This is a genomic window from Neobacillus pocheonensis (genome assembly GCF_050477905.1).
Taxonomy (GTDB): domain Bacteria; phylum Bacillota; class Bacilli; order Bacillales; family Cytobacillaceae; genus Neobacillus; species Neobacillus pocheonensis_A.
In genome coordinates this window covers 101,193-126,808 of the sequence record NZ_JBCNAD010000023.1, presented here as the reverse complement: position 1 = coordinate 126,808, position 25,616 = coordinate 101,193, and the positions used below count along the sequence as shown (strand labels likewise).

Below are 25,616 nucleotides of genomic sequence, written 5' to 3'. Positions count from 1 at the left end.
TTCTACTATTCTTAGTATTTGATAAAGTGGCACAATACTTGCATTAATAGTAAATGTAAGTTTGAATTCAAGAAAGGGGAACAAATTAATGACTACACTAACTAACACGGCTGTAGAGAAAAGTTTACTTAATGAAATTAGTACGGAGGTACCTAAAGCGGTCCTGGAAAGATTCAGCACATTAATTCGTGAATCTGGAAGTGAGGATGAAAAAATCGCTGCTGCCTTTTTAGCGAATTTTTTACAAGAATGGGGTGTACCGCATACGGTGCATCAGCCTGAATTATATTTAAGCGTCCCAAAAAAAGCTTATCTAAAAGTAATTGCTCCCATTGAAAAAGAAATTCGTGTTAAAACACCTTCATTTTCAGTAGCAACCGGTGATAATTCCGTCAGTGGTGAGCTAGTTTACATATCTACTGGATATGCCAAAGGTATTAATGATATTTTCGGCACGGCAGTCGAAGGGGACTTAGGAGATTTACAAGGAAAAATCGTCCTTACAGAAGGGTATGCAATGCCGGGAAAGGTACGGGAATTCGCCGAAAAGGGCGTTAGTGCGATGATTTTCATCAACCCTGGTAAAAACATTCACGAGGGCATTTGTACTCCAATCTGGGGAGCGCCCGATTTAGATAACATGAATAATGAACCTACAATACCGGTCCTTGCGATGAATAAATTCGATGGTGATGAGTTAAAAGCATTGATTGAAAAAGAAACCGTTACCATTGAATTCAAGACATACCTTGAAAAAGGCTGGATGGAATGTCCGGTTATCGATATCTTCATCGAAGGTACAGAAGAACCAGAAAAATACGTTCTTCTGCATGGCCATTTAGATTCTTGGCATGAAGGAATCGGAGATAACGCCACAGGTAATGCGGCATTATTGGAAATGGCCCGAATTTTTTACAAACACCGCGACAAGCTAAAGAGAAGTATCAGAATTGCAGTTTGGACCGGTCATTCAACGGGAAGATATGCAGGTTCAAGCTGGTTCGTTGATCAATTCGGCTTAGATCTTGAAAAAAATTGCGTTGCACAGGTAAACTGTGACTCTCCAGGCTGCCGCTGGGCCACGTCTTATGAGTATATGATGTGGATGAGCGAAGTCGATGAATTCTGTACGGATGTTATTAAGGATGCTGTCGATCTTCCTTCAAAAGGATCAAGACCTCTTCGTGCAGGAGATTATTCTTTTAACAATATTGGCATCACTTCATTCTTTATGCTTTCATCCAGCATTCCAGAAGATGTCCTAAAAGAAAAAGGCTACTATCCAGTAGGCGGCTGTGGAGCAAACATTGAATGGCACACGGAAGAAGATTTAATGCATGTGGCTGATTTGGATATTCTTGTAAAGGACATCAAAATCTATATAACAGGGGTGCTTCGTGCAGCCAATACAACTGTTCATCCATTTAATTTTGTGATGACAGCGGAAGAGTTTGATAAAACCATTCAATCATACCAGGATGCAGCAGGATCCCATTTTGATTTCACGCCTGCACTAAAGGAAGTTTCAGCACTTCGTGAAGACCTACTTGCATTCTATGAAAAAGCCAATGGATTAAAAGGATTAGAAATCAACCATCCTCAAGTGAAACAAGCCAATGAAATCATTGAAAAATTAGCAAGAATCCTGGTTCCAATCAATTTTACGAAGCGTGGCAAGTTCTGGCATGATGCTGCACTTAATGTTCCAGCACTTCCAGACATTGCACCGGCAGTAAACTTTAATGAAGTACAAGAAGGTTCACATGGATATAAAGTGCTAAAAACGCATTTAACTCGCGGCCAAAACCGTGTTATTTGGGCCCTGCAACAAGCTCGCGAATTACTATCTTAATAGAGAGACCTGCTTGGAGTGTCTAGAGTTTTCTGACACTCCTTGTTCCCTAATGAAGAATTTAGGCGAAAAGCGGATCGACTACCAGCTTAACTACATGGAGGAGAAACCCCAATGGCTATAAAAAGTGGCAGGGATTTATTATTTAAATCGATTGACGAAATTGGAACGTTGTACCGCCGTAAAGAGGTATCACCAGTTGAGGTAACAGAAGCAACATTGGGCTGCCTTGCTGAACTCGAGCCGAAATTGAATGCCTTTATTACAGTAATGGCTGAGGAAGCACTTGTTAAAGCCAAGCAAGTGGAAGCAGCGTTTATGAAAGAAGAAGCAGTAGGCAAATTGTTTGGAATTCCTGTTTCCATCAAAGATATTTTTAACACAAAAGGGATTAGAACTACATTAGGATCAAGGATATTACAAAATCATGTTCCGGAAAAGGATTCCTACCTCTATACAGCACTTCAATCCTCCGGAGCGATTATTTTCGGTAAAAACAACATGCTTGAGTTCGCTTATGGTTCGGTTCATCCAGATTATGGCCAATGCAATAACCCTTGGGACGTAAACAGAACTTCCGGAGGCTCAAGTACAGGCTCGGCCTCATCTGTTGCAGCCGGGATTGGGTTTGCTTCGATTGGAACGGATACAGGAGGCTCCATTCGTCTTCCATCCTCATTTTGCGGGATTGTCGGCTTAAAGCCTACTTACGATCGAGTTTCACGGCAAGGCCTATTCCATTTATCTCATTCATTGGATCACATTGGACCGTTGACAAGAACGGTTCGTGACAATGCCATTGTATTGGAGAGTATTTCTTCCAAACCAGTAAACTTTGACACTACTTTTACCGGTTCGATAAAAGGCATGAAAATAGGTGTCATCCGTTCATTGATCGACTCCGCCGTCATACATCCAGAAGTAAGAGAATTGGTGAATTCCGCGATCAAACAACTGGTTGAATTAGGTGCTGAAGTTGTGGATGTCGAAATACCGGAACTTGAAACAATAAGCGAAATAGCTTTTCCAATTCTGATGTCCGAAGGGTCTTACCATCATAAGCAGTGGTATCCAGAACGAGCAGCTGATTATGCCGAAGGGACCAGGGTAGTTTTGGCAGAAGGATTTAAGGTTTCAGCAGTAAGTTATGTGGAAGCTCTTGAAAGAAAAAGAGAGTTTGCTGAAAAAGTTGATCGTCTTTTTGATCGTTTTGACGTACTTGTATGTCCCACCTCACCGAGTCCTGCAACCGAGCGTGATCCTTCCTTTGAGGATACGACTTATGATTATCTTCAACGAACCATTCCGTTTAACGTTGCTGGAAATCCTGCATTAACGGTTTCCGCAGGGCTCACGGCATCTCAAAACCTGCCAGCAGGGCTTCAGTTTATCGGGCGCCACTTTGATGAAACCGCGATTTATCGTGCTGCCGATGCCTTCCAAGTATCTAATGGAGGATACAAACGTCCGCTCATTTAAGGCAAATTTTAAAAAATTACTTTTTGGGGGTAGAAAAAATGACAATCCGCATTGCTGCCGTAGGTGATATCACTCTTTCTCAAAAAATTGGAAAAGAATTGTTCAGGGATGTCTGGGATGAAGCAGATGTCCGCATTGGAAATTTAGAGTCTCCGATTCTTCATACACCAGGTGCTCCTGCTGATAAGCAATTTCGATTGCAACAGCCGATTGAAGCAGGGGAATGGCTAAAAGAATTGAATCCCACTGCGGTATCTATTGCCAATAATCACACGATGGATTGGGGCCCAGAGGGATTATACCAAACACAAGAAGAACTGGATCGAATTGGTGTAAAACATGCAGGTGCGGGGCGAAACCTGAAAGAAGCCGTACAGCCTGTATATTTTCATGCAGACAATCACAAAATTGCCTTCCTATCTTGGTCCACTACACTGGCACCAGGCTTTCAGGCAATGCAAAATAGACCTGGTGTAGCGGGTATTAGAGTGACATCCCACTACGAATTAGGGCCAAGCCTTGAGTTGGAGCAGCCTGGAACAGCGCCTTATATTAAATCTGCTCCGATGGAAGAAGATTTATTATTGCTTGAAAAGTCGATTGAGCAGGCTTATCAAAATGCCGATTTTGTAATATTAGCTCTTCATTGGGGAGTCCCTCCACAGTGGTGTGTTCCTTTCAATGGCGTAATTGCTGAATATCAGCCTATCATCGCGCAACGTGCAGCCAATGCAGGCGTCGACCTTATTCTTGGGCACCATGCCCATGCCCCGTATGGCATGGAATCATTCAAAGGAAAAGATGGAAAAGAGGTACCGGTGCTATACAGCCTTGGAAATTATATTTCTCATTACGAATATTCAGGAGTGGGACTGGATATGTCATCATGTACCATTAAATTCCCGCCAAAACTTCCTGAAAACCGTCAAAGCTGTATTGCCGACATCACGCTAATCCCTTCAATTAATCGACTTATAGTTGAACAGGTTAAGATTCATCCAGCGGTAGTAAGTGATATCGGGGAAGCAATTGAAACAAGTAAAGAAGAATGCTTCGTGATCGCCAATCGGTTGAATGAGTTTAATAATAAGCGTGGGACAGCAACGGTGATTGAAGATAATAAAGTTGTGTGGAACAGTAAAAAATAAACCTAGTTTCAAAAACACTCTTTATAATCAGATACACATGTCCACCTTAATAGGGGTGTGTTCAAAATAAACCATTTCTAAAACTAGAAGTGGTTTATTTTTTTTTATATTAATAACTACTTAGTTGTTTCTTTCTGCATAGTGTTTTTAAAGGTATACCATTATAAACACTATTACACTACTTAATTTATTGATTACGGCCATGAGATTTTACCATCCTCGCCATGTTTTTTACCACTGTTTGCCAAGGAATTTACCAGGCTACGCCAGCGTAATGGAATCTAGGGTCAGTCCCCCAATGAATTAATGCTTTAATGTGGTGGGGGACTAAACTACTAACCCGGTGGCATCTTTCCAATTGGATGGGCACTTAATTTGTTAATCGAATAAAATGACTCATTAAGCTGTTGTCTATAAATTGAAGATAATAAGAGGTTCGGGCTTCAAGCAATGCAATATGCTAAAAGCCCAAACCTTTAATATATTTGTATCTTGACTAAACAGTGAAACAATAGTGTGAGCAAGAAAGTAATTGGCACAGTTATTTGGAGGCCATCAAAACCGTTCCATGATTGTTGATTTACCCATGGTTTTGGTTTTTCCGTGACCTGGTCACCAGTCCTCCCCGGCAGTCAAATCCAAAACGAATTCACTAGGGATGTAGCGTGCCCCCCCAGAAGCAATCACGACGTGGCTTCTTCAAAACTGCTTGTGACCTGCGGGCCAGGTCTCGACGGTTCTATTCCCACGCAGTCCCGCCAAAATTTGATATTATTACATATCTAACCGCACAGTGATTTAATCACGAGTGCGGTTTTTATTTTTTACCGATTGAATATTTATTTATGTTTTTTTATTGGATTCTTTCCGTTTCCAAAATATTTACAATCCACATCATCATTGGAATTTGTTAATATTATTGTAAGAGAATGAAAATGAGGAAGAAATATGTTGAAAAACGATGAAATTAATTATATTCAAAACTATATGTTAAAAAGCGGGGAACAGCTCGATTTTTCGATTAATGAATATTCTTTTATTGATGTGAAAATAATCAAGCGGACGGAAAGAACCTTCCGATTAACTGGATTATTAACTTTATCGCAAATCAATAGTGAAGAACTTGAAACGGTCGATGAAGATATATTAAAGCTCAGCCTAACACCGATGAAGAAGCTGAAGTTGGAAGACCATCACCCAAACACCATAAAGTGGTTTGAACAAGGCTGGATCATGAAAGAAATACGTTTTAAAAAGGACGGTAAAACACCTGATTCTCAAAGCTATAGGATGGGATTTCGATTATACTGCTATTTTCAGGAACAGCTTCGTGCAAAAGAAGAGAAGCTGGAAAAGGAATTTTTCAACTGGAAAAATAACTCACTCATGCTGTCAGAGCTTTATCCCAAATTCAAACAGGAAAGAAGAAACCGTGCTATCCAGGTCTGCCAAGCGTTTATTCATGAACTATGCGGACTCCAACTTGCTAATCTTAAAGACTACTTTTCTGCCACTTGGCCGGTTTCTAAGAAACTAAAATTTCTTCATTTTATATCCGCCTTTATGGAGCTATGCTTACAAAAAGAAGAGTTCGATTGGAAGGAAATCGGTGCTCTTTATTACAAAGAAATTGGTGGTTCGAAGCAATTCGACGCGTATAAGGAAGAATTTCTTGATCAACTGGAAAGCATCACGCAATGCCCAGCTGCCTTAATGGGTATGATTAGTCTCGGAAAAATCACGCCGCTTTATTTTTCAGGACAAATAACAGGGCAATACTCTGCCTACCAATATGGCACGGTGCACGCGTTGACGGATCTATCAATCTCGGAAGAAAATTATGCAACTAATGCATTGAACATCTGGCTCGTTGAAAATCGGGCAGTATTAACTAGGATGGCCGCTGAAAAGGGCTTTTTAAAAGAAAATCATTCGCTTGTAATCTGTGTAGACGGCCATGTCCGTTCTTCTCATAGGCTATGTATTGAACAGCTGCTAAAAAACAGTAGTGTGGAGCAGGTTCTTGTCTGGAGTGATTATGACCCGGACGGGCTGCAAATTGCAAAAGAATTGTACAACGTTATATCTCCTCAGCTGCCAATAAAATGGATTACTGCCGATGGTGAGACGATGAAAAGCTGGGAGAAATATGAAAATTATATGCAGGCATTCCTAAAAAATAATAGGATGGAACAAGAAGAGGTATTAGGAGGTGCAGCAGAATGGAAAAAGTGGATCCATCATTGATTTCTATTTTTAAAGCAGAGGAAAATGCTCCGGAAGTCATGCAGACGATGTGGGATATTGCCTCCTTATCAGGTGTATTGGGAGATTTAACGTCACAGAATACTTTTCAATCGCCCGTGGAAATATTACGTTTTCTGCGTATCATCCAATTAATCAATGAGGAAGCACTGGGATTGGATGACCCGATTGAAAATGCGGAGACCGTTTATTATCGCTACAGGAACCGCTATTCCGACCCGGAACCGCCCAGCAAAAAGAAGGTCGAACAGATTATCAATGTCTTGCTTAAATATAACTGGATTTCAAAGCAATCTCGGCTTTTGAAAATGCGTGATACTGGAAAAAGAATGATGGATGCCTTGATTCGTTTGGCGAATGACTCCTTAGCCTACTATCTACACGATGACATTGACCGGGCGTTATTTCAGGCTAGACGCGATGCGGAATTGAGTGAAGCCTATGATGATCACGGCATTTCCGGAGGAAATAAAATCGCAAGCATGGTCCGAAATGTGGAAAATGCCCTTCAGTTAATCAAAGAACGGGAGCTGGAATTGCTGGCCGACCGCAATGCGCTTCCGCAGCTTGAAGTGATTCACCAATTAATGCAGGAGCTTGAAAGGAAGCTACAGGAGCGCTTCCGCCAGTTTCAAACACTTGAAGAAAGCTTGGTCCTTTCCGATTTGATGCAAAAAGGAACAGCCATACTTGCTGAGGGAACGAATTTAAGCTTGGGAATGATTAACAAGTATTTGAAATTTACTCATATGCAAAAAACACCATTATCTTTTACCATTCAGCCGGAAAAAGTGCGACAATTTATCATTCAGATGTACAATCCTCCACTTGAATCAGAAATCCCGAATGTTTATCAATTATTCAGCTTTATGGAGCAAAATCAGTATGAGGACGAGGCGGCAGACGGCTTGTGGTTTCCGGTTAAATTTGCAGCTCCCCTGTCACCCGCAGCGATTGATGAAGCTGTTAACTATTTAGAAACGTATGAACCATATGTCTCACCAATAGATGAAACGGATGAAGAGATTGATTTTACGGCAGAGGAGATATCAGAAGAGGAATTGGACGAGCTGATGGGAAAATCCAATTGGCTGCTGACGAAAGCGATGATCAATACGGAAGCAATTGAAGGGTTTTTTGAGACTCATGAAGAAGCGCCGATGGAGCAGGTCGTCATTGAAGCGACTTCAACCGAATGGGGAGATGCGATTAATGCCATAACCGCCATCTCAGCTTTAGTGGGGAATAAAAAAGTTACAATTATGAATTCGAAAGAAACGATCAATCTGCCAAAATTTAAACGCAAGTGGGAGTGGTTGAACCGTGACGATGGATCCAGTATTATCAGGAAACGAGATAAACGAACCGAATCGGATAAAAACAAAGAATGATGAAATGAATGTCAATCCGCTAAATGTGATGCATTCATTAAAAGGAATTTTAACGGAGGAAGAGGAATTGACCTTTATGAATATTTTATTTTCATCCTCCGCATCGATCCGTTCAGGTAACTTTGGGCTTTCAAGAAAAGAAGTAGAGAAACAGCTGATAATCCAAGGGGACGAAGAAAAATTCCATTCTTTTTTAACAAGAGTCAATCAAGCTCTTAGCCGCTATATGAGGGTCATATATGATGAACGACGCGACCAGGTAATCGCTATGATGAGAGTGCCGGCAAGGGCAGCCCGTAATACACTGACAAAAGAAAGCCTGGCCATTCTTTTGTATATGTTTTATCAGCAAGAAGTTTTACAGCAGGAGTTCACACTTTTTGATCAGCTGCTCGATGCTTTTGGCCATGAAACAACAAAAGCTAATCAACGGATATTGATTAATCTTGACCTACTAAAAAAAATCGGTGCAATTGAAGACTACGATACGAACTCTCAGGAAAAGGCCTATCAGCTAACGGCCATCGGCGTTCATATGTTTTCAGACTCTTTTTTAAGAAGAATGACGGAGTTCAGCCAATCCAATCAATTAAACAAAGAAGAAGTATTGAAATTTTTCAAACGCTATAACTTATATCAGAAAGGAGAAAACGAATGATTCCGTGGCGCTTTCAATTTTCAGGGATTCGCGATTATGCACCAACTATGATCGATTTGTCAGGTGCCGATGACCATATTATGATTACCGGCCCGAATGGTGCCGGGAAATCTACGATTACGTTTTGCATGGGAGCGGTTTTATATTCTGCGAAGGTAGATGTTGAAGGGTTAAAATCTCGAAATTTGCCTATAGACCAAACCTGGAAGGCGAGAATATCCTTTCTTTTTAATAATGCCGGCTTGATGAAGATTGATGCCCCAGATTACATTGAATTTACGTTGAAAATTGTCCAGGAACCGGGGCAGCCTGTGAAGAAAGAATATAGCATTTCCACCGGGGAAAGGATTGATGAATGGGAAGAAGTGGTTCGTTACACCTCCGGGGATCGGACGTTTAATTTTTCTGCCTACAAACGTGATTTGCAATATAAATACAAGGTAGACCCTGATCTCTTCTATTTAATATGGTATCAACAGGAAGTGAATCAATTTGCCGTCATGCATCCCGAGGAGCGTTTCCGTATTTTTAGCGAAATGCATGGAATTGATAAGGTACAGCGGGATTGGGAAGAAAGCATGGAAATGGTGAAGGATACAGAAGAAACGGTCCGTAGTGCTGAAACAAACGTAAAGTTGATGAAATCAGAGCTATCAATGAAGAAGAGTGCATTGGACCGCTTTTTAAATAATCAAAAGCGGCTTCATGAGGGTGGAAAACTATATATTGAATCATTATTCCTTTTGGAAGCCCATTACAAGAATGATATCTCCAGGTTCGTGGAATTAGTGGCACAATATGATGATGATATAAGTGAGGCAAAAGATAATCTGATTGTAAAAAATGGCCTAAAAGAAAACAATGAGAAACAGTTGGAAGCTTTTAAAACAGAACAAGAAAATCTGGATTTGAAGATACAAGAGGAACAGCAAAAAGCAAAGGACACAGGCGTGGAACTTAAGCAGATTCAAGTAAGAATTAATGAGCTTAATGTGGAGCTAGAAGCGGTTACGGTACGAAAAAACCAGATTACGAGAACAGAAGAAGAAGTAAAAGCAGCGCTAGAAACTGTTTCAGTCGAGATTGAGCAAACCAGCCAAGAGTTGGGGCAGAACAAATCGGCATTAGAATTGAAAAATACTCTCTGGAAAGAGAAGGTAGTACTGACAACACGCCTTAAACAAGAAATAGAATCGGATGAAAAATTAAATGTGATCCATCTTGAGAGACTGCAGCAATATGGAAGCAGCTATAAAGTTCAAGAGAAAATAGATGAGCTGGACATAAGAGTGGAACGTAATAAAAATCTCAAGTATCGCTTATCGAGAAAAAGGGATGAGCTACGAGAGGAGTACAATTTGCTAGTGGATGAGCGCAATTTATCAGCCCGGCAGCTGGAATCAATGCGTTATTTTCGTGAGCGGCAAATCAAGGCCTATCCTCTCCGTGAATTAATTGAGCTGGACGAAGCGGCACAGGTAAAGGATGAGCATTTGTTCAATAGTATCAAATATTCAATATTTTTTGACGGTAAGCAATGCACACCGCCAAATGATTTATATCATGTGCCATTAATGACGATTAGACCCGAGCGTGTAATCACCAATCTGCCGGCACTACATTTAAAGGTAAAGGAAAACCTATTGGAACAAGACCTTCCGCAGGCCATGAAAGTATTGTGGTGGGTGGAAAAATTTTTCAAAGACGGTCTGTTCACGATAAAAAATGGGGTATTAATCGACCCAATGGGAATCCGGGGTTCCCAGGAGAAAAATCAATATATTTTAAGTGTAAAAGCCTTAAAACTTCGAAAACAGGAAGTAGAGAAGCTGTTAACCGATTTGAATTCTCAGCTGGCATTAATCGGAACAGAAATATCCGAGGAGACGAAATCTATCCAAGAGTTGAATAGTGTCATTCATCAGGTGAAAGAATCGGAAGCGTTCATGATTGCCGAACACGAGAGGGGATTGCGAAATCAGAAATATGAAGAAGAAATAGCTGCTCAAAAAACACTTGATGAGGAAATCACAAAATTAAAGGAAGTGGAAAGTGAACTCTTACATCTGATTTCACGCCAATCCTATTTTAAAAGTGTTTTAGAAGATGAAATGGCTGTATATGTAGAGCTTGGAAAAATGAAGGATAAATACGAAGAGCGTAATAGTTTGCAAAAGAAGGCCGACGAGGAAAAAGAGTTTTTGAAAAAACAAAAGAATATGATCGAAATCCTTGAAGAAGATTTTAATGAGTTGGACCGAAAAATTACAAAGATGGAGCGGGATATTCGAAACTGGATTGATCATCTTGAGGATGCTAAGCGGAAAATCTCTTCTCTTGAAAAACAACAGAAAAACAATTTCGATGATAAGGAAGCAGCACAATTAGAGCTTGTTCAAACTATTAAAGAACTGGAAGATCTGAAGAATTTAGTCCCAGATATTTACACCACAACAGCTGCTGAAACTTTAGTTGAACAGTTGCCATCCGTCGCAAAAATAAAACAAAGCCGCGAAAACGGAAAAATAGAGTTTCATAACGCCCGAACAGAATCAGGCATCGATCCCGCAGCCGAAGAAAATTATCAAACCGTGAAACTTGAATATGAGCGGCTGGACAATGAATACAAACGGACAAAAATTTTGCTTGAACAGGATATCGAGCGAATGGAAAACCTGAAGGAGCAGCTGGAAACCACGATTAATATGCGTGTACTTGAGCTCCAGAAGCGTTTCAAATATTATATGAGCCAGTTTCAATTTGAAGGTGAAATCAACTGGGAATCAATTGAAGACCGCAGGAATCGCACTCATTTTTATTTGTTTATAAAAGCTCGTAAAGAAGGTCATCGGGGTGCTTTGGAGGATGTAAGTGTGAAAGCCAGAGGCGGAAAAGTGGGTAAAGGAGTATCAGGAGGAGAGGAATCTTTAAGCTCTTTGCTATTTGCATTAGCTCTTTTACAAAATCTCCAAACAACACCAGGCTTTATCGTCATGGACGAATTTGATAGTGCATTGGATGAAGTTCGAAAAGTTAAGGTATTTGATTTGTATGTACAGGAATTAAAGAGAAAACTGATTATCCTGACACCAAAGTCCCATGAACCGCAGTATTTGGATAAGTTCGGAAAAGCATTTATTGTCCAGCATGATCCAACCATCCCACGAAGCAAAGTAATCGGGCTTGTGAAAAGTGTTGCACTAAATTGATTATTTAGGATAAAATTATTTAATTTATCTTGATGTTCTTTTTCTTGCTTAGGCACTAAAAGTAGGCGAATGTCTATTTCTAGTGCCTTTAATATTTTTTATTATTTCCTGGAGTATTAATTAAATGATGATATTAAGGGATCACAAAATAATCTTGGAAAATAGCTTATTCATCCGGTGATTGTTGGAGGATTGAATAGTGATTTAAACACGCAGTGATAATTCAACGGTTGATATTGCCATGGGATGGGCAAGTAGAATAATAAGTGGACGGTTTAGTTAATTATGGCATATATATGGTAAAATAATTCCAAATTCCTTTGTAAAGGTTGTGAAAATATGCCAGTAAAAGGAGCAGCACAAAATCGTGTTGAAGAATATATAAGAATGAAAGCAGTTCAGAAACATCTTAGGAAAAATCCAAAATGGATAAATCAAAAAAAGGGTGTATTGGTTGTTGAATATAATGGCGATAAAGTAGATGTTCAAGTTCTAACTGAAGAAGAAATCAATAAACAGGAGGGGGCTGACGAAATGAAACCAATCAAAAAGGCATTATCAATTGAAGAAAAATTAAAGATCCTCGAAGAGTTAGTAGGACTTTCTGATCGTTTTAGTCCTGAAGGCGTAGAAGAAACAATTCGTATTGCTAACCGTGAATATGATCAGGAGGATGACAACAATTGAGCATTCGAGATATTATTGATAACAACATCTGGGCAGCACTCGAAATGGGGTATCCAGATGTTGTTTCTTTTTTAAAACAAATTATTAAGGACAAGATTATTATGGATATGACTACGGTTATTCAAATGGAATTGTTCTCTCATTTTGAAATAGATACAGATGAAGTGATTAGGAAGGGAAGAGAAAAATATCTCCTTTTGGTAGATAATATCTATCCTGTAACCGAAGAGATTGCTATGTTAGCAGGGAAAATGAGAAGAACATCCAAGCTAAAAAATAAGAAAATACCTAAAGGGCCTGATGCAATGATTGCAGCCACTGCCAAAATATATAACATCCCTTTGGTAAGTAATAACGATAAAGATTTTCTATGGTTGAGCAGAGAATTTGACTTTGCACTTATCAATCCTGTGAAAAATAATGAGGATTACACGAACTTTCAACAAGCTTATAAGAATAAAAGAGGTTTAATTTAAGATATACATATTTTTAATGAGTGCATCTGTTTTTATTCCAGTTTTGATCCAAAAGTCACCTGTATTAAGCAGGCTGAAAAACATAATGTATTCAATCATGAAAATCACCTCAAATTCTCCTCACTTCTTGGGCAATGAAATCCTTGCCTGTTTCTCATGGATCTGTGTGAATTAGCCCTGTTACAATTAGCCAGAGCAGGATTTGCAATGTATTGAGCTGGTAAAGTTCCTTCTATCACATTCTGGATTTCAAGTATAATTGGCTCTTTTGCTGTTATTGTGTATGCCATTCATGTAGCGGACTTGGGTGACTTCAACCCTGAAACGGGAAGAGAAGTGCCTTGAGAAGTGAGGATGTACAAAGGATCCAATGGGGAGTTTCTAGGCAACCTCAACCACCCCGGCTTCAGTCCTTCCACCCACGCGGATTGGTCTTCGGCCCTGACGGCTTGCTGTACGTCTCTGCCATTGACTTTTTAAATCCGACTAAAGGCTGGGTGCTGCGGGTGCTGCGTTTTGATACGAAGAAAAATAAATTAGTTGATGTGTTCATTAGCAACGATGATGTAGAAGATCTTCACTGACCAGAAGGCTTAGTTTTCGGTCTTGACGGAAAACTTTATGTTACCAGTTTCCGTAAGGACCCAACGATGCCTAATGATACCGACAAGATTTTGATTTTCAACGGAAATACAGGCAAGCTTCTCGACAAGATTGACCTCTTTGTCCTCGGACAGCCGCGCGCCTTTGCGCAGGCACTCCTATTCGGTCCCGACGGAAAACTGTTTATCCCTATAACTGGCCCGTTTGACCCTGATACGGGGGATCCGGGACCTTTTACAGGTTCAGTGCGCCGCTACAACGTCCATCATTATCATAAGTCATTCGATGTGTTCGTGCCACCTCTCTTAGCAGGAGGCCAGTTAGAAGCGCCATGGTATCTGACATTTCGCAATACGAACCCCGTAACACTAGTTTATGGGCATGACCAGGAAGAAAACAGAGACCATCATCACCATCCTGATGAAAGTAGCGACGATAGTAGTAGTTAATATTTGAATATATAAGGAAAGACCGTTCTAACGTTTTAGAGCGGTCTTTTTGGACAAGGTGTTCTAATAGGGCAGATTCAAAATTTACTATGATTTGTTTAACATATTCCTTAAGCGAGATGAGTTTTTACCTTACTAATTAAGTTCTTTAAAAACAATGGAGAACTAGTATTACAAACAAAAGTTACAGCTCTTGTATCTAAATAATAACTTTAAACGTGTGAGGGTAATCAAATTAGGGTTACCCTCACTTTTGTCTTTTCTCCTGGATTATTCTATATTATATTGTTTCATTTTTGTATAAAGCCAAGGTCTGCTGATTCCAAGCAATAGACTTGCTTGCGTTTTATTTCCTTTTGCTTCTTTTAAGGCAGAGATGATGATATCCTTTTCATTTGCATGGATCTTATCTTTGTAACTTAATTTTGATTGTTGGATAGGCACTTTTTCTTCAATAATTTGGCCAAAGAATGGAATATCCTCAGAGTCAATGTAATCACCTGATTTTAAGTTTGCGGCTCTTTCGAGAACATTTTGCAATTCCCTTACATTACCGGGCCATGTATGCTTCATTAATTTGGTTAAGGCAGAATGTGTGATACCTCTAATGTAAAATCCGCTTTGGTTCAACCGCCCGATAACGGCCTGAATGATATCTGGCAAGTCTTCCATTCTTTCTCTTAAAGCCGGAATGTTTAATCGCATAATATTTAATCGATAATATAAGTCTTCTCTAAATTTCCCTTCTGCAACTAAGGCTTCGATATTTTGGTTAGTAGCGGCAATGATTTTCGTATTTAAATGAATCATTTTAGAGCTGCCAAGTGGCTGAAATTCTTATTCCTGGAGAACACGTAAGATTTTCGTCTGAAGAGGAAGTGACATATCGCCAATCTCATCTAAAAAGATGGTACCGTTTTGGGCAAGTTCAAATTTTCCTTTCATTCCTCCCTTTTTGGCACCTGTAAAGGCACCATCTGCATAACCAAAAAATTCAGATTCTAGTAATTCAGGTGGAATCGCGGCACAATTCACTTGAACAAATGGTCCTTTTTGACCTGATGCAGCATGTATTCCCTGAGCAAATAACTCTTTTCCTGTCCCGCTTTCGCCAATAATCAATACAGTAGACATACTTTTTGAGGCTAAGGTTGCTTCGTGCTTTACTTGACTAATTGCTTCCGATTCCCCGGCAATATCAAAGAGTGTATACTTGGTTCCTTTCATTTCATTAATTTCATTTGATAAGCAGATAACCGTTTCTCAAGCTTTTTTACTTTCGTTAATGCTTCGTGTAAATGCGTTAATCCACGGTAAGTCACTTTACAAATTGCACTCACGGTTTCTCCATTTTCCTTAATTGGTAATATGGAAATAAGAGTTTGGTGACCTGAAATAACATGAGGGGTATTGAGAATACTGATCCCATTATCAATGACCGTTTCAATACCCAAATCAGGAAACAGATCAGTCGTCAATTTATTCAAAACGTCCTTCTTGGTCAGTCCGAACAAATCTGTAAAACCTTTATTCACCATTGTAATGGCTGCATGTTTATTCACGAGAATAATAGCATCATAGGCAAAATCGAGTATAGAGGATAATTGATTATAAATTAAATCGTAATTCAATAGTAATTGCTGTGTGGAGACGACACCGATTGGAATCATATCATGATTAACAACAGGTGACTGATTAACCTGCTCCTGAACGTACCAGAATTAGATCAATCAAACGTCAATTCGTTACGAACGATTATTTACGTAGCATCGCCAATTGCGGTCGACGTTCTCAAGAAAGGATTAGAAAAGCTCGAGAATGTTCAATTTTGGCAAGCCTACGGTATGATGGAAGCGGCTCCGATTCTAACGATTCTCCATTGGCAAGACCACAACCCTTGATGGAAGTTCAGAAAAAATGATGCGTTTGGCATCAGCAGGTAATCCAGTACCGGGAATCGAAATGAAGGTTGTTGCTCCTGATGGCAGGGAAACGGCAGTTGGTGAAGTCGGGCAATTCGTGGCCAAGGGACCAAATATTATGAAGGGCTATTGGAATTTACCGGAGGAAACCGCCAATGCACTAAGGGATGGCTGGTATTATACCGGTGATTTGGGCTATCGTGACAAGGATAACTATTTTTATGTTGTCGACAGGGCAAAGGATATGATTATTACAGGCGGAGAAAATGTCTACTCGGTAGAAGTCGAACAGACAATCAGCCAAATCCCAGAGGTTCTGGAGTGCGCGGTCATCGGTGTCCCGGATGAAATGTGGGGCGAAGCGATTATGGCAGTTGTTGCTTTAAAAAAAGCAAACAGTATTACAGAGGAAGAAATCATTGCTTACATGCGACAAAAGCTGGCAAACTATAAGGTGCCAAAATCAGTTGAATTTGTTGCAGAGCTTCCGAAAAGCGGCGCCGGAAAAATCTTAAAACGACACCTTCGCGATCAATATTGGCTGAAGCAGGAGCGGAGAGTAAACTGATTTATTCATTTCCAATAAAGGAAGCCCTCGTCATCTTGATGAGGGATTTGATTTTTAGATAACTGTACATTTGGGGATATGAAATAATTCAGGAAGGAGAATTACATTAGAGGAATATTTAAAATATTTTTTCATTATGCCCATACAATAATATTAAATTTTCACTTATCCAGGTGTTATTAGAAAATACCATTACATGTTTGTGCAAGAGTTAAGGATTGGGATGGCTGTGGCGATTATATTTTGGGAAAATATTTTTAAGAAGTTGCCCCTCTCAAAAGAGAAGGGCTTTTCATTTATTTTAAACCGTTCTGTCCTTGGTCATATTTCTCTTCATGCATATGGTCGACATAATCATCAGAAATCTCGCCTAAATGCAGCATGTCTTCCCCATTCATTAGGCCTTCCAGTGAATCAAAAAACGATTTAGGAATGTTGAAATCAATCAAAAGGTCCCCTGAGTTGCTATAGACACTCGCTGATAAATTACCTGGAGGCTCTGACATCTTCAACAAATCCATTAACGTTATAACTTTACCGTCTGCTTTCAAATTGACCTTTACTTCATAAAGGGCAATGGTTTCCTCCAAGATTTGAACCAGTTCGTTCAGTTCTTGGTCACTTAATTGGGAAGGATCTTCGATATTGAGAAATTTTTCCCAAAGCGTATCGTTTGTTGCGATTTGGTCAAGTTGGTCTTTATTTTTTTCTTCGACTTCGCTCAAATAGTTAAAAAATCTCTCTGCTTCTTCCTCTGTTATGCCAAATTCCGATAGTGCATTTTCGGTTTCGGCCATGAATTCATCATAATTGACATAAAACTCAAGTGATGCATCCAAATCCTCAATAAATTTATAGTCATTTAAGGAGTCGCCGAAATGGTCCATGAGGTCATTAAATTCTTTATCTGACAGACCATATTTCGTTAATAACTCCTGCATATTTTTCGAGTTAATAGGGGTTCCCAGAACTTCTTTAAGCTCGTCCACTGTACTATAATCATCCAAAGGGATCTCATAATAGTCCAGATAATCCATCAAGTCCTTTTTTGTCCAGCCAATACTGGCCAAATATTGGTTCAATTCACTTTCTGGAGGAGCAGCCTGAGCGACTGGAACATTGAACAGGAATGGAAAAGAAAGCAAACAAACCAGGAATGCCTTAATATAAACCATCGGAAACCTCCTTTTATTTGGTGCATAAATATTTTGCCCCCTACCGACTCTAATTAAGAAAAGCAAATAATTCCTAATAAAATTTAGACTTTTAATAAATTTGCAGGAAAGCGTCTCATTGAACATGGATACTGCATTTTTTTATATTTCGGCAAATGTAGAGCTTTTCAATATAGGGTAACTACGACAACTCTTTTTCTTGTACCACTAAGGGGCAGGTTAATCGAAGAAAAGAGTACGAAGGGAATATTGTTTATGTTAGTGGTCACCAGCTATTTCGTGCGGTTTTTCATAAAAAAATCTGTCTGAATAAGCCAATAGAAATATTTTATATTCTAAGTATAATTTTGAATTGTAGCTAGCCTACATAGATAAGGACAAAGGGGAGATTTCGATGAAACCATGGAAAAAGGCTGCTGGCTTCGCCGTCATGAGTTCGATGGTGCTATTCAATGCACTGCCGGCTGTGACAAACGCACAGAGCGTCAGTTCTGTGAAGGTTCAACAAGCGGGTAATCCTGCGAATGCGCAAGTTTTCGGCAACCTGCCTGGGGATACACAGGTACAGATCAATCTTGTCTTCAAACTTCAAAACAAGGACAAGCTTGCCCGTTTCATCCAGGACACAACGACTCCAGGAACAAAGGACTACCGAAAATATCTGTCGGTATCGAATTTCAGCCAGAACTACGGGGCAAATCCTGAGGCAGTGAAACAACTGACGAATTACTTGCAGAGCTTTGGAATCAAAGCAACTCTTCAATCGAACGGTTTCATCGTCGCTGCAACTGGTACGGCGGATGCATTTAACAAAGCGTTCAACGTTCAGCTAGTCAAAGAAAGCTACAACGGAAAAGTATTCCATGGAACAAAAGGCTCGCCAACGCTTCCAGCGGATATTGGAAATCAGCTTCTTTGCATCTTAGGCTTATCCGATTACTCGAGTTTCACAAGCCACGCCGTGAAGCAGACGCCGCTTTTAGAAAACGGGACCGTTCCGAACGGTCCGCTCAGCCTTTCGCCGAAGGATCTTGCGAACCAGTACCATGTGAATCCGCTTTATGATAAAGGCGCAACCGGAAAAGGTCAGACGATCGGGATTGTGACGTTAGCCGACTTCAACACGGAAGATGCCTATACCTTCTGGAGCAAGGCTGGCATCCCGGTGAATCCGAACCGGATCACGAAAACGAACGTTGACGGCGGTTCCGGCTGGGACGGATATGACGAAACAACCTTAGACGTCGAGCAGTCAGGAGCACTCGCTCCGGATGCCGATATCCACGTGTTTGTCGGACCAAACTCGGATACAGGTTTTGTGGATGCTTTTTCTTCCGCCATTGATGAAAACAAGGCGCAGCAGATCTCGGTCAGTTGGGGCGAAAGCGAAACGGTCGTGGACCTTCTCACCCAACTGAAATGGGAATCACCTGGATATGCAGAAGCGTTCAATCAGCTCTTCATGCAGGCGGCAGCCCAGGGCATCAGTACGTTCGCGGCAGCAGGAGACGAAGGGGCGCATGACGCGGCACGGCAGCTAGGAAACGACTCCGGACTTCCGAATGCGACGAGCCTTTCGGTTGACGAACCGGCAGACAGCCCGTACATCACGGCTGCCGGCGGCACGACGCTTCCGTTTACCCTTCACTCAAGTCTCTATAACATGGATATTACAAATGAGAAGGAACGCGCATGGGGTTGGGATTACCTCTTCCCGTACTTCAATGCACGCGGTCTCGATACGCCTTCGAACTGGACAAGCCGCTATATGGCAGGCGGCGGAGGAGGATTCAGCCAGGTATTCGCGACGCCTAGCTACCAGCTGAATGTTCCGGGTGTGAACACCTTCAACGGCGTAAATTGGTGGACGGAAAACACGGACCAGTCCTCCGTGACACGCGACGCTTCCCCGACCCTTGTCAGCGGAACCGGAAGCGGGCGGAACCTGCCGGATATCTCAATGGCAGCGGATCCTTATACAGGATACGCCGTGTATTTCAGCGAACCGGGTGCTCCGGGTGTGGATGCCGGTTATGCGACTTACGGCGGCACAAGCTTTGTCGCACCTCAGCTTGCCGGATTATCTGCACTGATCAACAGCGCAAATGGCACGCAGGCAGGATTTTGGAATCCGCAAATCTATCGGTTTGCCACTCAAAAGGATTCCCCGCTTCATCCATTGAATGAAACGGGTGCTACAAACGACAACGGATTCTATACAGGCACGCCTGGTACGGTTTACAATCAGGCAACCGGTCTTGGAACACCGGATGTTGCGGCACTTGCCGATAAATTGAAATAAACTGGTAAAAAGCCAATGAAGAATTCTAATGTTTTGACTAAGATAAGTAATGTCGTTGCAGCACTTTAAAGATGAAAAGAATAAGTAAGGCGGACTAAATGTTCCGCCTTTTGTGGTTGTTAAGATTGTGAAATCTTGTACTTAACCTAACGGATGCAGTTTAGTGGAAGAAGGATAGACACATTTTGCGTGAAAATTGGTAATAATTAGTTTAATCTCTATTCATCAACTTATAAAAAGAACGGGGATAAAGTATATGACAATCAAAAAACCGAAAAGTTAATTAGATTTATTGTTCTTTTCTTAACTTTAGCTTTTGGGCTTCTCCTACGAAAGGTTATATTTTTCATTATTGGAGCTATAATTTTGTTTATTGTGCTACCACTTTATTTTAGAAACAGGGATAAAAAGAATTCCTCTAAAGAATGAACATCAAATAAATGCATTGGCGAGCTAAAGCCATTGCGTTTTTATTAACCAATTTATTGCTAAAAGGTATTCTAATTCGATTGTTATTTGAGATTTTCTCCCTCTCAACCGAACCCTTTTTATATATAAGGCTCTGTTATTGAAGATTGTTGATTTTAACTCAATTTGAAATATCCAGTTAAAATCAAATCAAGATAATAGATATTCACCAAAAAAGATTCAGAATATTTTAGTCTGTTTATCTTTATACTAACTTAGTTAGAAAGAGGATTTTACTATTAATGACTAAGGGAGTATGAATATGAAAGCTGCTATAGTAAAACAATTTAAAGAAAAACTGGAAGTGCAAGATGTCCCTAAGCCAAAGCCGGGACCAAAAGAAATACTAGTCCATATTCAAGCGTGTGGAGTGTGCCATACAGACTTACATGCTGCTCATGGTGATTGGCCTGTTAAACCGAAACTCCCTCTTATTCCTGGACATGAAGGTGTCGGGATTATAGAAGAAGTAGGCGAAGGGATTACACACTTACAGGAAGGAGACAGAGTAGGAATTCCGTGGCTGTATTCCGCTTGCGGTCATTGTGAATACTGTCTAACAGGACGTGAGACCCTTTGTTTGGATCAGCACAATGCAGGATATTCCGTAGATGGTGGGTATGCAGAATATTGCATCGCTGCTGCCGATTATGTGGTGAAAGTTCCGGAAAATCTAGACTTTATCGAAGCAGCACCTTTATTTTGCGCAGGTGTGACTACCTATAAAGCATTAAAGGTATCGTGTGTAAAACCAGGTGAATGGGTAGCCATTTTCGGTGTCGGTGGATTGGGTCATCTTGGTGTACAGTACGCATAAGCTATGGGAATGAATGTAGTGGCCATTGACACATCTGATGAAAAGATGGAGCTTGCGAAACAACTTGGCGCAGACAAAGTAGTAAACGTCCTTAAAGAAGATGCAGCAGAATGGATTCATAGAGAAATTGGCGGTGTACACGGTGTTGTTTGTACGGCGGTTGCTAAAAAAGCATTTGACCAAGCCTATCGTGCCATTCGTCGAGGAGGCACTTGTGTCATGGTTGGGCTACCTCCAGAATCAATGGATGTTCCTATTTTTGATACAGTCTTAAATGGAACAAAAGTAGTTGGTTCAATTGTGGGTACTCGCAAAGACTTACAAGAAGCATTGCAATTTGCTGCCGAAGGAAAAGTGAAATGTATTATTGAAACGCGAAAATTAGAGGACATCAATGAAGTATACGATCAGATGATTGAAGGAAAGATTAATGGACGCATTGTCCTTGACATGACTAACTAATAAAAAGAGCTTTACCTTCCTAATTTGTGACAAAGATTAAAAGTGATAAACCTCGTTTTTGTGAGGTTTTCTTTTTTTTACCAACAATAAACATTAACAGAGCCATGTATAAAGCAAGATTGTGAAGGATTGTACTTAAACTATAGGGTGCTTTCCTTTAAGAACTGGCTGCAAAAAATGCAGCCTTTTTCTTAATCGACTAACGGAGCAGTTAGTTAAAATAGAAAAAACGCTTAATACGTATTTGAAAAAATGGCGACAAAAAAAGAAGCTCCATATGGAGTCTTCATTCTGGTTGCTTAGAGTGATGGCGGTTTAACAGATAGACGTTTTGAAATTGTTTCAAAGTATTATGGATCATAATTGATAATGTTAATACCAATAGTGGTAAAGTTATTGTATTTAGAACAAATTATTGTTGTTTGTATTGTGGTTCCTCAGTTTGAATTTCTTGAAGACGTGGTTCAAGACTATCAAGAACAGATTGTGTTTGTTGTGCAGCTTGTTGATAAAGTTGTTTAGCGTTTTGGTTGTCAGTTGCTAATGCAAACCCTTCAAAGCTTGCTTGAGCACTTTTTAAACTTGCTAATGCTTGTTGAACTTGTTTTCCAACTGTCATTTAAAGACCTCTTTTCTGAATAAAATTGAAATTACAAATGTAGTATGCGGAATATTTATTAGCTTATGTATTTTGATATTCAAATAAAATTCAATATCTTATGCTAGTCCTAAAAAGATGTATAAACAATAAATTAGAAGGTTTTATTTCCCCCATAATTTTGTTAAATCAAGAGGAACAATTTCTCGTCCATTTATTTGTTTATGGATTATGGGATTTTTGAAGGGGTCATAAATAATTCCGCTATCTTCTGTAGAAAAACGAGCACGTACAACTACACCTAGAATATTGTTAACATATTTGTTGACTGGCATTTTGATCATCTCCTCCATTTAATTATTAAATATTATCTTTCTTGGGATTAAAAAAATTCAATAAAATTTATTGCACAATAAGAGGAAATTTTGCAATAAATCGGTTGATGCTTGTTCAACCAACGGGTGCAGGAGTAAAGAAAGTGATCGCTGCGGCGGTCTTTTCTTACGATTAGTCAAGCATATTTGGAAGATTTATAAATATTGTTTTTCTTTTTGGGGATTTTTGGGTGTACTTAATAAACCTAGCTATTACCATTTTTTTACTAGGGGATATGTATGTTATAATATTTTTAACATTACTTACTAGCTGCCAACTGGTAATTGTAATGATGATTGTGTGTTCCACAAAGTGATTGTATCCAAAACGCCGCATACGAATCATATTTTGAATCGTAAAATAAAGTATTTTACGCAAGTGACTGGTACCACGCTTATTGATCTTGCCCTTGTAAAATAATGTACCTGATTGAAATCGTCTTATATCGATACCAGCGTAGGCATTGAGTTGTTTATGACTTTCAAAACGTGTGACCCATCTCTCCAATCAACCGAACCGCAGTGTTTTCTCCAATGCCAGGAATACTCGTTAGTATTTGAAATTCCTTTCGGTTTATTGAAAGGTTGACCATCTCTTGGATAATTTCCTCACGTTTTCTTAAAATTGCTAAATTCCTTTTTGCATAATCTATTAGTTGAGAACAGTGGACATGATCTTTATCTACTGCGGGGTACGAATCTTGTGCTGCTTCAATTAATTGTATAGCCTTTTTCTCTGCTGTTTTTGGAGCTAAATTCTTGTCTGTGTTGGCTAGTAGACGATTACGTACGACTGTCTTTGAAAGATTCTTTACACAATCCGAATGCGGGAAAAGCTGTAAAATGTTTAAAAATAACTCTGATTTGTTGGTAAAAACCGACTCCAATTCTGGAAAAGTTAACTGGATTAATGTATGCATTCGGCTCCGGAATATTGAAAGTTCTTCATCTAATTCATGGTAATAACGTGAAAGTGCACGCATTTGATCAAAGTATATGTCATTCGGTTGTTTTATTCTTCGTTCCGTATTGAAGTGAGTTTGAGCCAGCCGATGGGCATCGCTTTTATCCGTTTTATGCATTCTCATAGAAGCTGATTGGAGCTTAGACTCAAGTGGATTTAGCAGACAATAGGGAAAGCCATAGTCATTATAAAACGCTCTAATGGCCGTGAATACACACCCGTTGCTTCAAATACAATAGCAGGAGCTTGTCCATCGTTCCGTATTAAAGCAACTATTTGTTCATAAAGCTTTTCGAAATGAGGTCGATTATGCCAAATCTCCCCCTCAAAGATACAAGAACGAGAAGCGTTATAAATCACCATATAACTTTTCCCCATACTAACATCAAAAGCAATCACACTTAGCATTTCTATTCCTCCTTAAATTTTTCACGTAGAAGTTTTCACATCACCTTATCGATTCCCTTTTCTTATACACGATCTCTAGGATCCAACATACTGAAACTGATTCAAATAAGGACGGTGAAGTAGGTCAGTTTTTTTACTTACGAACTCAAGGTTCCGAGACCGCCACGACCTATTCTTCACTTCTACTATAAAAAAATAGTAGTACAGACCATGGCCGTGGTCTGTGCTACTAATCTTAGTATGTTTTTATTGTTGTGCTAACGTGGCAGGATAGTTGTAAAGCGGGGTTTAACTTGTGTTCAGCTATCGGTCCAGATTGATGAGTAACGCTTAGCTAGAAGAATGGATATTTGTGGTAAGGTAAATGAGAATTGAGAAGAATTTGCTCAATCAAAGGTTTAGTGTGAAAATAAAAATGTTTGAAATTGCTTTACCTCAAAAAAAGTTCATAAAAAAGACACCCCTTACCGAGCGATAAGAGGTGTTCTGTAAAGTCACAAATTAAGAGTTTTGGTTGTTATTTTGCTGGGATTGTTGGTTTTGTTGTCTTACCTCTTTTGCATTTGTTTCGCTAGCAAATTCTGTTCCGAATTGACCAGCTCCAGCTTGAGCAGATTGAGCATTTTGTTGTCTTACCTGTTGGGCGTTAGTTCCAGCTTGAGTTTTGTTTGGTTGTTGATTGTTTACCATAATAAATCACCTCCACGACAATAATGTATCCTGAACATAATTTTATTATCCTAAAAATTTTATATTGCTTTACAGCATTTTTCACTTTACTATGAGTAGTTTTTACAAAATAAATAACGGGTGCAAGAGTTTAATATCCAGGGCTGCCATTTTTGGCGGCTTTCTTCTTGTGCTAACGAAGCAGGTGTGCGGCCGAGCCTAGGTCGTATCATATAGCGGGTGGGATTCCCGCCGAGTAAGAACTAGCCATTCGCTCGTAGCGAGTCTTGGAGGGCTAAAGGTAACTTAAGTCTTTAAGCGTAGACAGCTAGGTGGCGGGCCGAAAGCCAAATGGTTGAAGGGATTGAGCTCCATAATGTTAGTAAAATGAGAGGGCTGATGCCTTACCTGCGCGCAGAAAGCTACATTTTATCGTTCGTTAAAGGCAAGAAGGGTAAAACCTCTCTGGAGTCAGAGACCTTGGCACGTTACACATTGATATGATACGGCAACTCGGGAGACCCTACCGGTCTTTTCTTATTTTTTTTGAAAAGTATGGTTAACAAGCGATAATAAGCAAGGAAACCAAATGCCGATGTAGGGAGTCGGATAGCAGCGTAGTACCAATGAAGTTGGGTAATGCCGATGGAGGAAAGGCTAGCTACCAGTTGT

The 25,616-nt window shown here is 40.0% G+C and carries 19 protein-coding genes and 3 pseudogenes; 14 read left to right on the top strand and 8 right to left on the bottom strand.

All coding sequences use genetic code 11. The features are described 5' to 3' along the window. Nucleotides 1-88 precede the first annotated feature (88 nt). The 11 genes from ABES02_RS13795 (at nucleotide 89) to ABES02_RS13745 (ending at nucleotide 14,217) form a co-directional block, all read left to right on the top strand. Nucleotides 89-1,852, top strand: a complete 1,764-nt coding sequence (locus ABES02_RS13795) for a M28 family peptidase (protein ID WP_430135627.1) — start codon at nucleotides 89-91, stop codon at nucleotides 1,850-1,852. Between the two features lie 114 nt (nucleotides 1,853-1,966). Beyond that, nucleotides 1,967-3,331 carry an amidase gene (locus tag ABES02_RS13790; protein ID WP_430135624.1) on the top strand — a complete coding sequence of 455 codons (1,365 nt, stop codon included), beginning with the start codon at nucleotides 1,967-1,969 and terminating at the stop codon, nucleotides 3,329-3,331. A 38-nt stretch (nucleotides 3,332-3,369) separates the two neighbouring features. Further along, complete coding sequence (locus ABES02_RS13785) at nucleotides 3,370-4,479, top strand: CapA family protein (RefSeq protein ID WP_430135622.1); 1,110 nt, start codon at nucleotides 3,370-3,372, stop codon at nucleotides 4,477-4,479. Between the two features lie 951 nt (nucleotides 4,480-5,430). Continuing rightward, nucleotides 5,431-6,726 carry a DUF7281 domain-containing protein gene (locus ABES02_RS13780; RefSeq protein ID WP_430135619.1) on the top strand — a complete coding sequence of 432 codons (1,296 nt, stop codon included), beginning with the start codon at nucleotides 5,431-5,433 and terminating at the stop codon, nucleotides 6,724-6,726. Continuing rightward, nucleotides 6,702-8,135, top strand: coding sequence for a hypothetical protein (locus ABES02_RS13775; protein ID WP_430135616.1), 1,434 nt, complete (start codon nucleotides 6,702-6,704; stop codon nucleotides 8,133-8,135). The genes ABES02_RS13780 and ABES02_RS13775 overlap by 25 nt, the downstream gene beginning before the upstream one ends. A 4-nt stretch (nucleotides 8,136-8,139) precedes the next feature. Next, nucleotides 8,140-8,793: a hypothetical protein gene (locus ABES02_RS13770; protein ID WP_430135727.1), complete on the top strand. Its 654-nt coding sequence runs from the start codon at nucleotides 8,140-8,142 to the stop codon at nucleotides 8,791-8,793. After that, nucleotides 8,790-12,002, top strand: coding sequence for an AAA family ATPase (locus ABES02_RS13765; RefSeq protein ID WP_430135613.1), 3,213 nt, complete (start codon nucleotides 8,790-8,792; stop codon nucleotides 12,000-12,002). Before ABES02_RS13770 ends, ABES02_RS13765 begins: the two co-directional genes overlap by 4 nt. A 339-nt stretch (nucleotides 12,003-12,341) precedes the next feature. Beyond that, nucleotides 12,342-12,689: a hypothetical protein gene (locus ABES02_RS13760; protein ID WP_430135610.1), complete on the top strand. Its 348-nt coding sequence runs from the start codon at nucleotides 12,342-12,344 to the stop codon at nucleotides 12,687-12,689. Then, entirely contained in the window at nucleotides 12,686-13,165 is a 480-nt protein-coding gene (locus ABES02_RS13755; RefSeq protein ID WP_430135607.1) for a type II toxin-antitoxin system VapC family toxin, read from the top strand. The genes ABES02_RS13760 and ABES02_RS13755 overlap by 4 nt, the downstream gene beginning before the upstream one ends. A 341-nt stretch (nucleotides 13,166-13,506) precedes the next feature. Next, entirely contained in the window at nucleotides 13,507-13,749 is a 243-nt protein-coding gene (locus ABES02_RS13750) for a hypothetical protein (protein ID WP_430135605.1), read from the top strand. 66 nt (nucleotides 13,750-13,815) lie between these two features. Further along, the gene (locus tag ABES02_RS13745; RefSeq protein WP_430135603.1) at nucleotides 13,816-14,217 is read left to right on the top strand and encodes a hypothetical protein; all 402 of its coding nucleotides are present in this window, start codon (nucleotides 13,816-13,818) and stop codon (nucleotides 14,215-14,217) included. Between the two features lie 270 nt (nucleotides 14,218-14,487). On the opposite strand, the gene ABES02_RS13740 is transcribed toward ABES02_RS13745, so the two are convergent. The 3 genes and pseudogenes from ABES02_RS13740 to ABES02_RS13730 form a co-directional block, all read right to left on the bottom strand. Beyond that, nucleotides 14,488-14,790 carry a helix-turn-helix domain-containing protein gene (locus tag ABES02_RS13740; RefSeq protein ID WP_430135725.1) on the bottom strand — a complete coding sequence of 101 codons (303 nt, stop codon included), beginning with the start codon at nucleotides 14,788-14,790 and terminating at the stop codon, nucleotides 14,488-14,490. A 183-nt stretch (nucleotides 14,791-14,973) separates the two neighbouring features. Further along, nucleotides 14,974-15,444 (bottom strand): annotated as a pseudogene (locus tag ABES02_RS13735) (sigma 54-interacting transcriptional regulator); the annotation flags it as partial. Next, nucleotides 15,441-15,887: a PAS domain S-box protein gene (locus tag ABES02_RS13730; protein WP_430135600.1), complete on the bottom strand. Its 447-nt coding sequence runs from the start codon at nucleotides 15,885-15,887 to the stop codon at nucleotides 15,441-15,443. The pseudogene ABES02_RS13735 and the gene ABES02_RS13730, both read right to left, overlap by 4 nt. 247 nt (nucleotides 15,888-16,134) lie before the next feature. Between ABES02_RS13730 and ABES02_RS13725 the strand changes: the two genes are divergently transcribed. Beyond that, a complete protein-coding gene (locus ABES02_RS13725; protein ID WP_430135597.1) occupies nucleotides 16,135-16,707 on the top strand; it encodes a class I adenylate-forming enzyme family protein in 573 nt (190 codons plus the stop codon). A 296-nt stretch (nucleotides 16,708-17,003) separates the two neighbouring features. On the opposite strand, the gene ABES02_RS13720 is transcribed toward ABES02_RS13725, so the two are convergent. After that, on the bottom strand, nucleotides 17,004-17,882 hold the full coding sequence (locus ABES02_RS13720) for a processed acidic surface protein (protein ID WP_430135594.1): 879 nt from the start codon (nucleotides 17,880-17,882) through the stop codon (nucleotides 17,004-17,006). A 394-nt stretch (nucleotides 17,883-18,276) separates the two neighbouring features. Between ABES02_RS13720 and ABES02_RS13715 the strand changes: the two genes are divergently transcribed. Next, nucleotides 18,277-20,184, top strand: coding sequence for a S53 family peptidase (locus ABES02_RS13715; protein WP_430135591.1), 1,908 nt, complete (start codon nucleotides 18,277-18,279; stop codon nucleotides 20,182-20,184). Between the two features lie 730 nt (nucleotides 20,185-20,914). After that, nucleotides 20,915-21,931: pseudogene (gene adhP, locus ABES02_RS13710) on the top strand (alcohol dehydrogenase AdhP). Between the two features lie 412 nt (nucleotides 21,932-22,343). On the opposite strand, the gene ABES02_RS13705 reads toward adhP, so the two are convergent. From ABES02_RS13705 to ABES02_RS13690, 4 genes and pseudogenes are all read right to left on the bottom strand, one after another. Next, nucleotides 22,344-22,550, bottom strand: a complete 207-nt coding sequence (locus ABES02_RS13705) for a DUF1657 domain-containing protein (protein ID WP_430135588.1) — start codon at nucleotides 22,548-22,550, stop codon at nucleotides 22,344-22,346. 143 nt (nucleotides 22,551-22,693) lie between these two features. Next, nucleotides 22,694-22,864, bottom strand: a complete 171-nt coding sequence (locus ABES02_RS13700) for a hypothetical protein (protein WP_430135585.1) — start codon at nucleotides 22,862-22,864, stop codon at nucleotides 22,694-22,696. 340 nt (nucleotides 22,865-23,204) lie between these two features. Beyond that, nucleotides 23,205-24,275: pseudogene (locus tag ABES02_RS13695) on the bottom strand (IS110 family transposase); the annotation flags it as partial. Between the two features lie 501 nt (nucleotides 24,276-24,776). Beyond that, nucleotides 24,777-24,965 (bottom strand): gamma-type small acid-soluble spore protein, encoded by a 189-nt coding sequence (locus ABES02_RS13690; protein ID WP_430135582.1) that lies wholly within the window; start codon nucleotides 24,963-24,965, stop codon nucleotides 24,777-24,779. Nucleotides 24,966-25,616 lie beyond the last annotated feature (651 nt).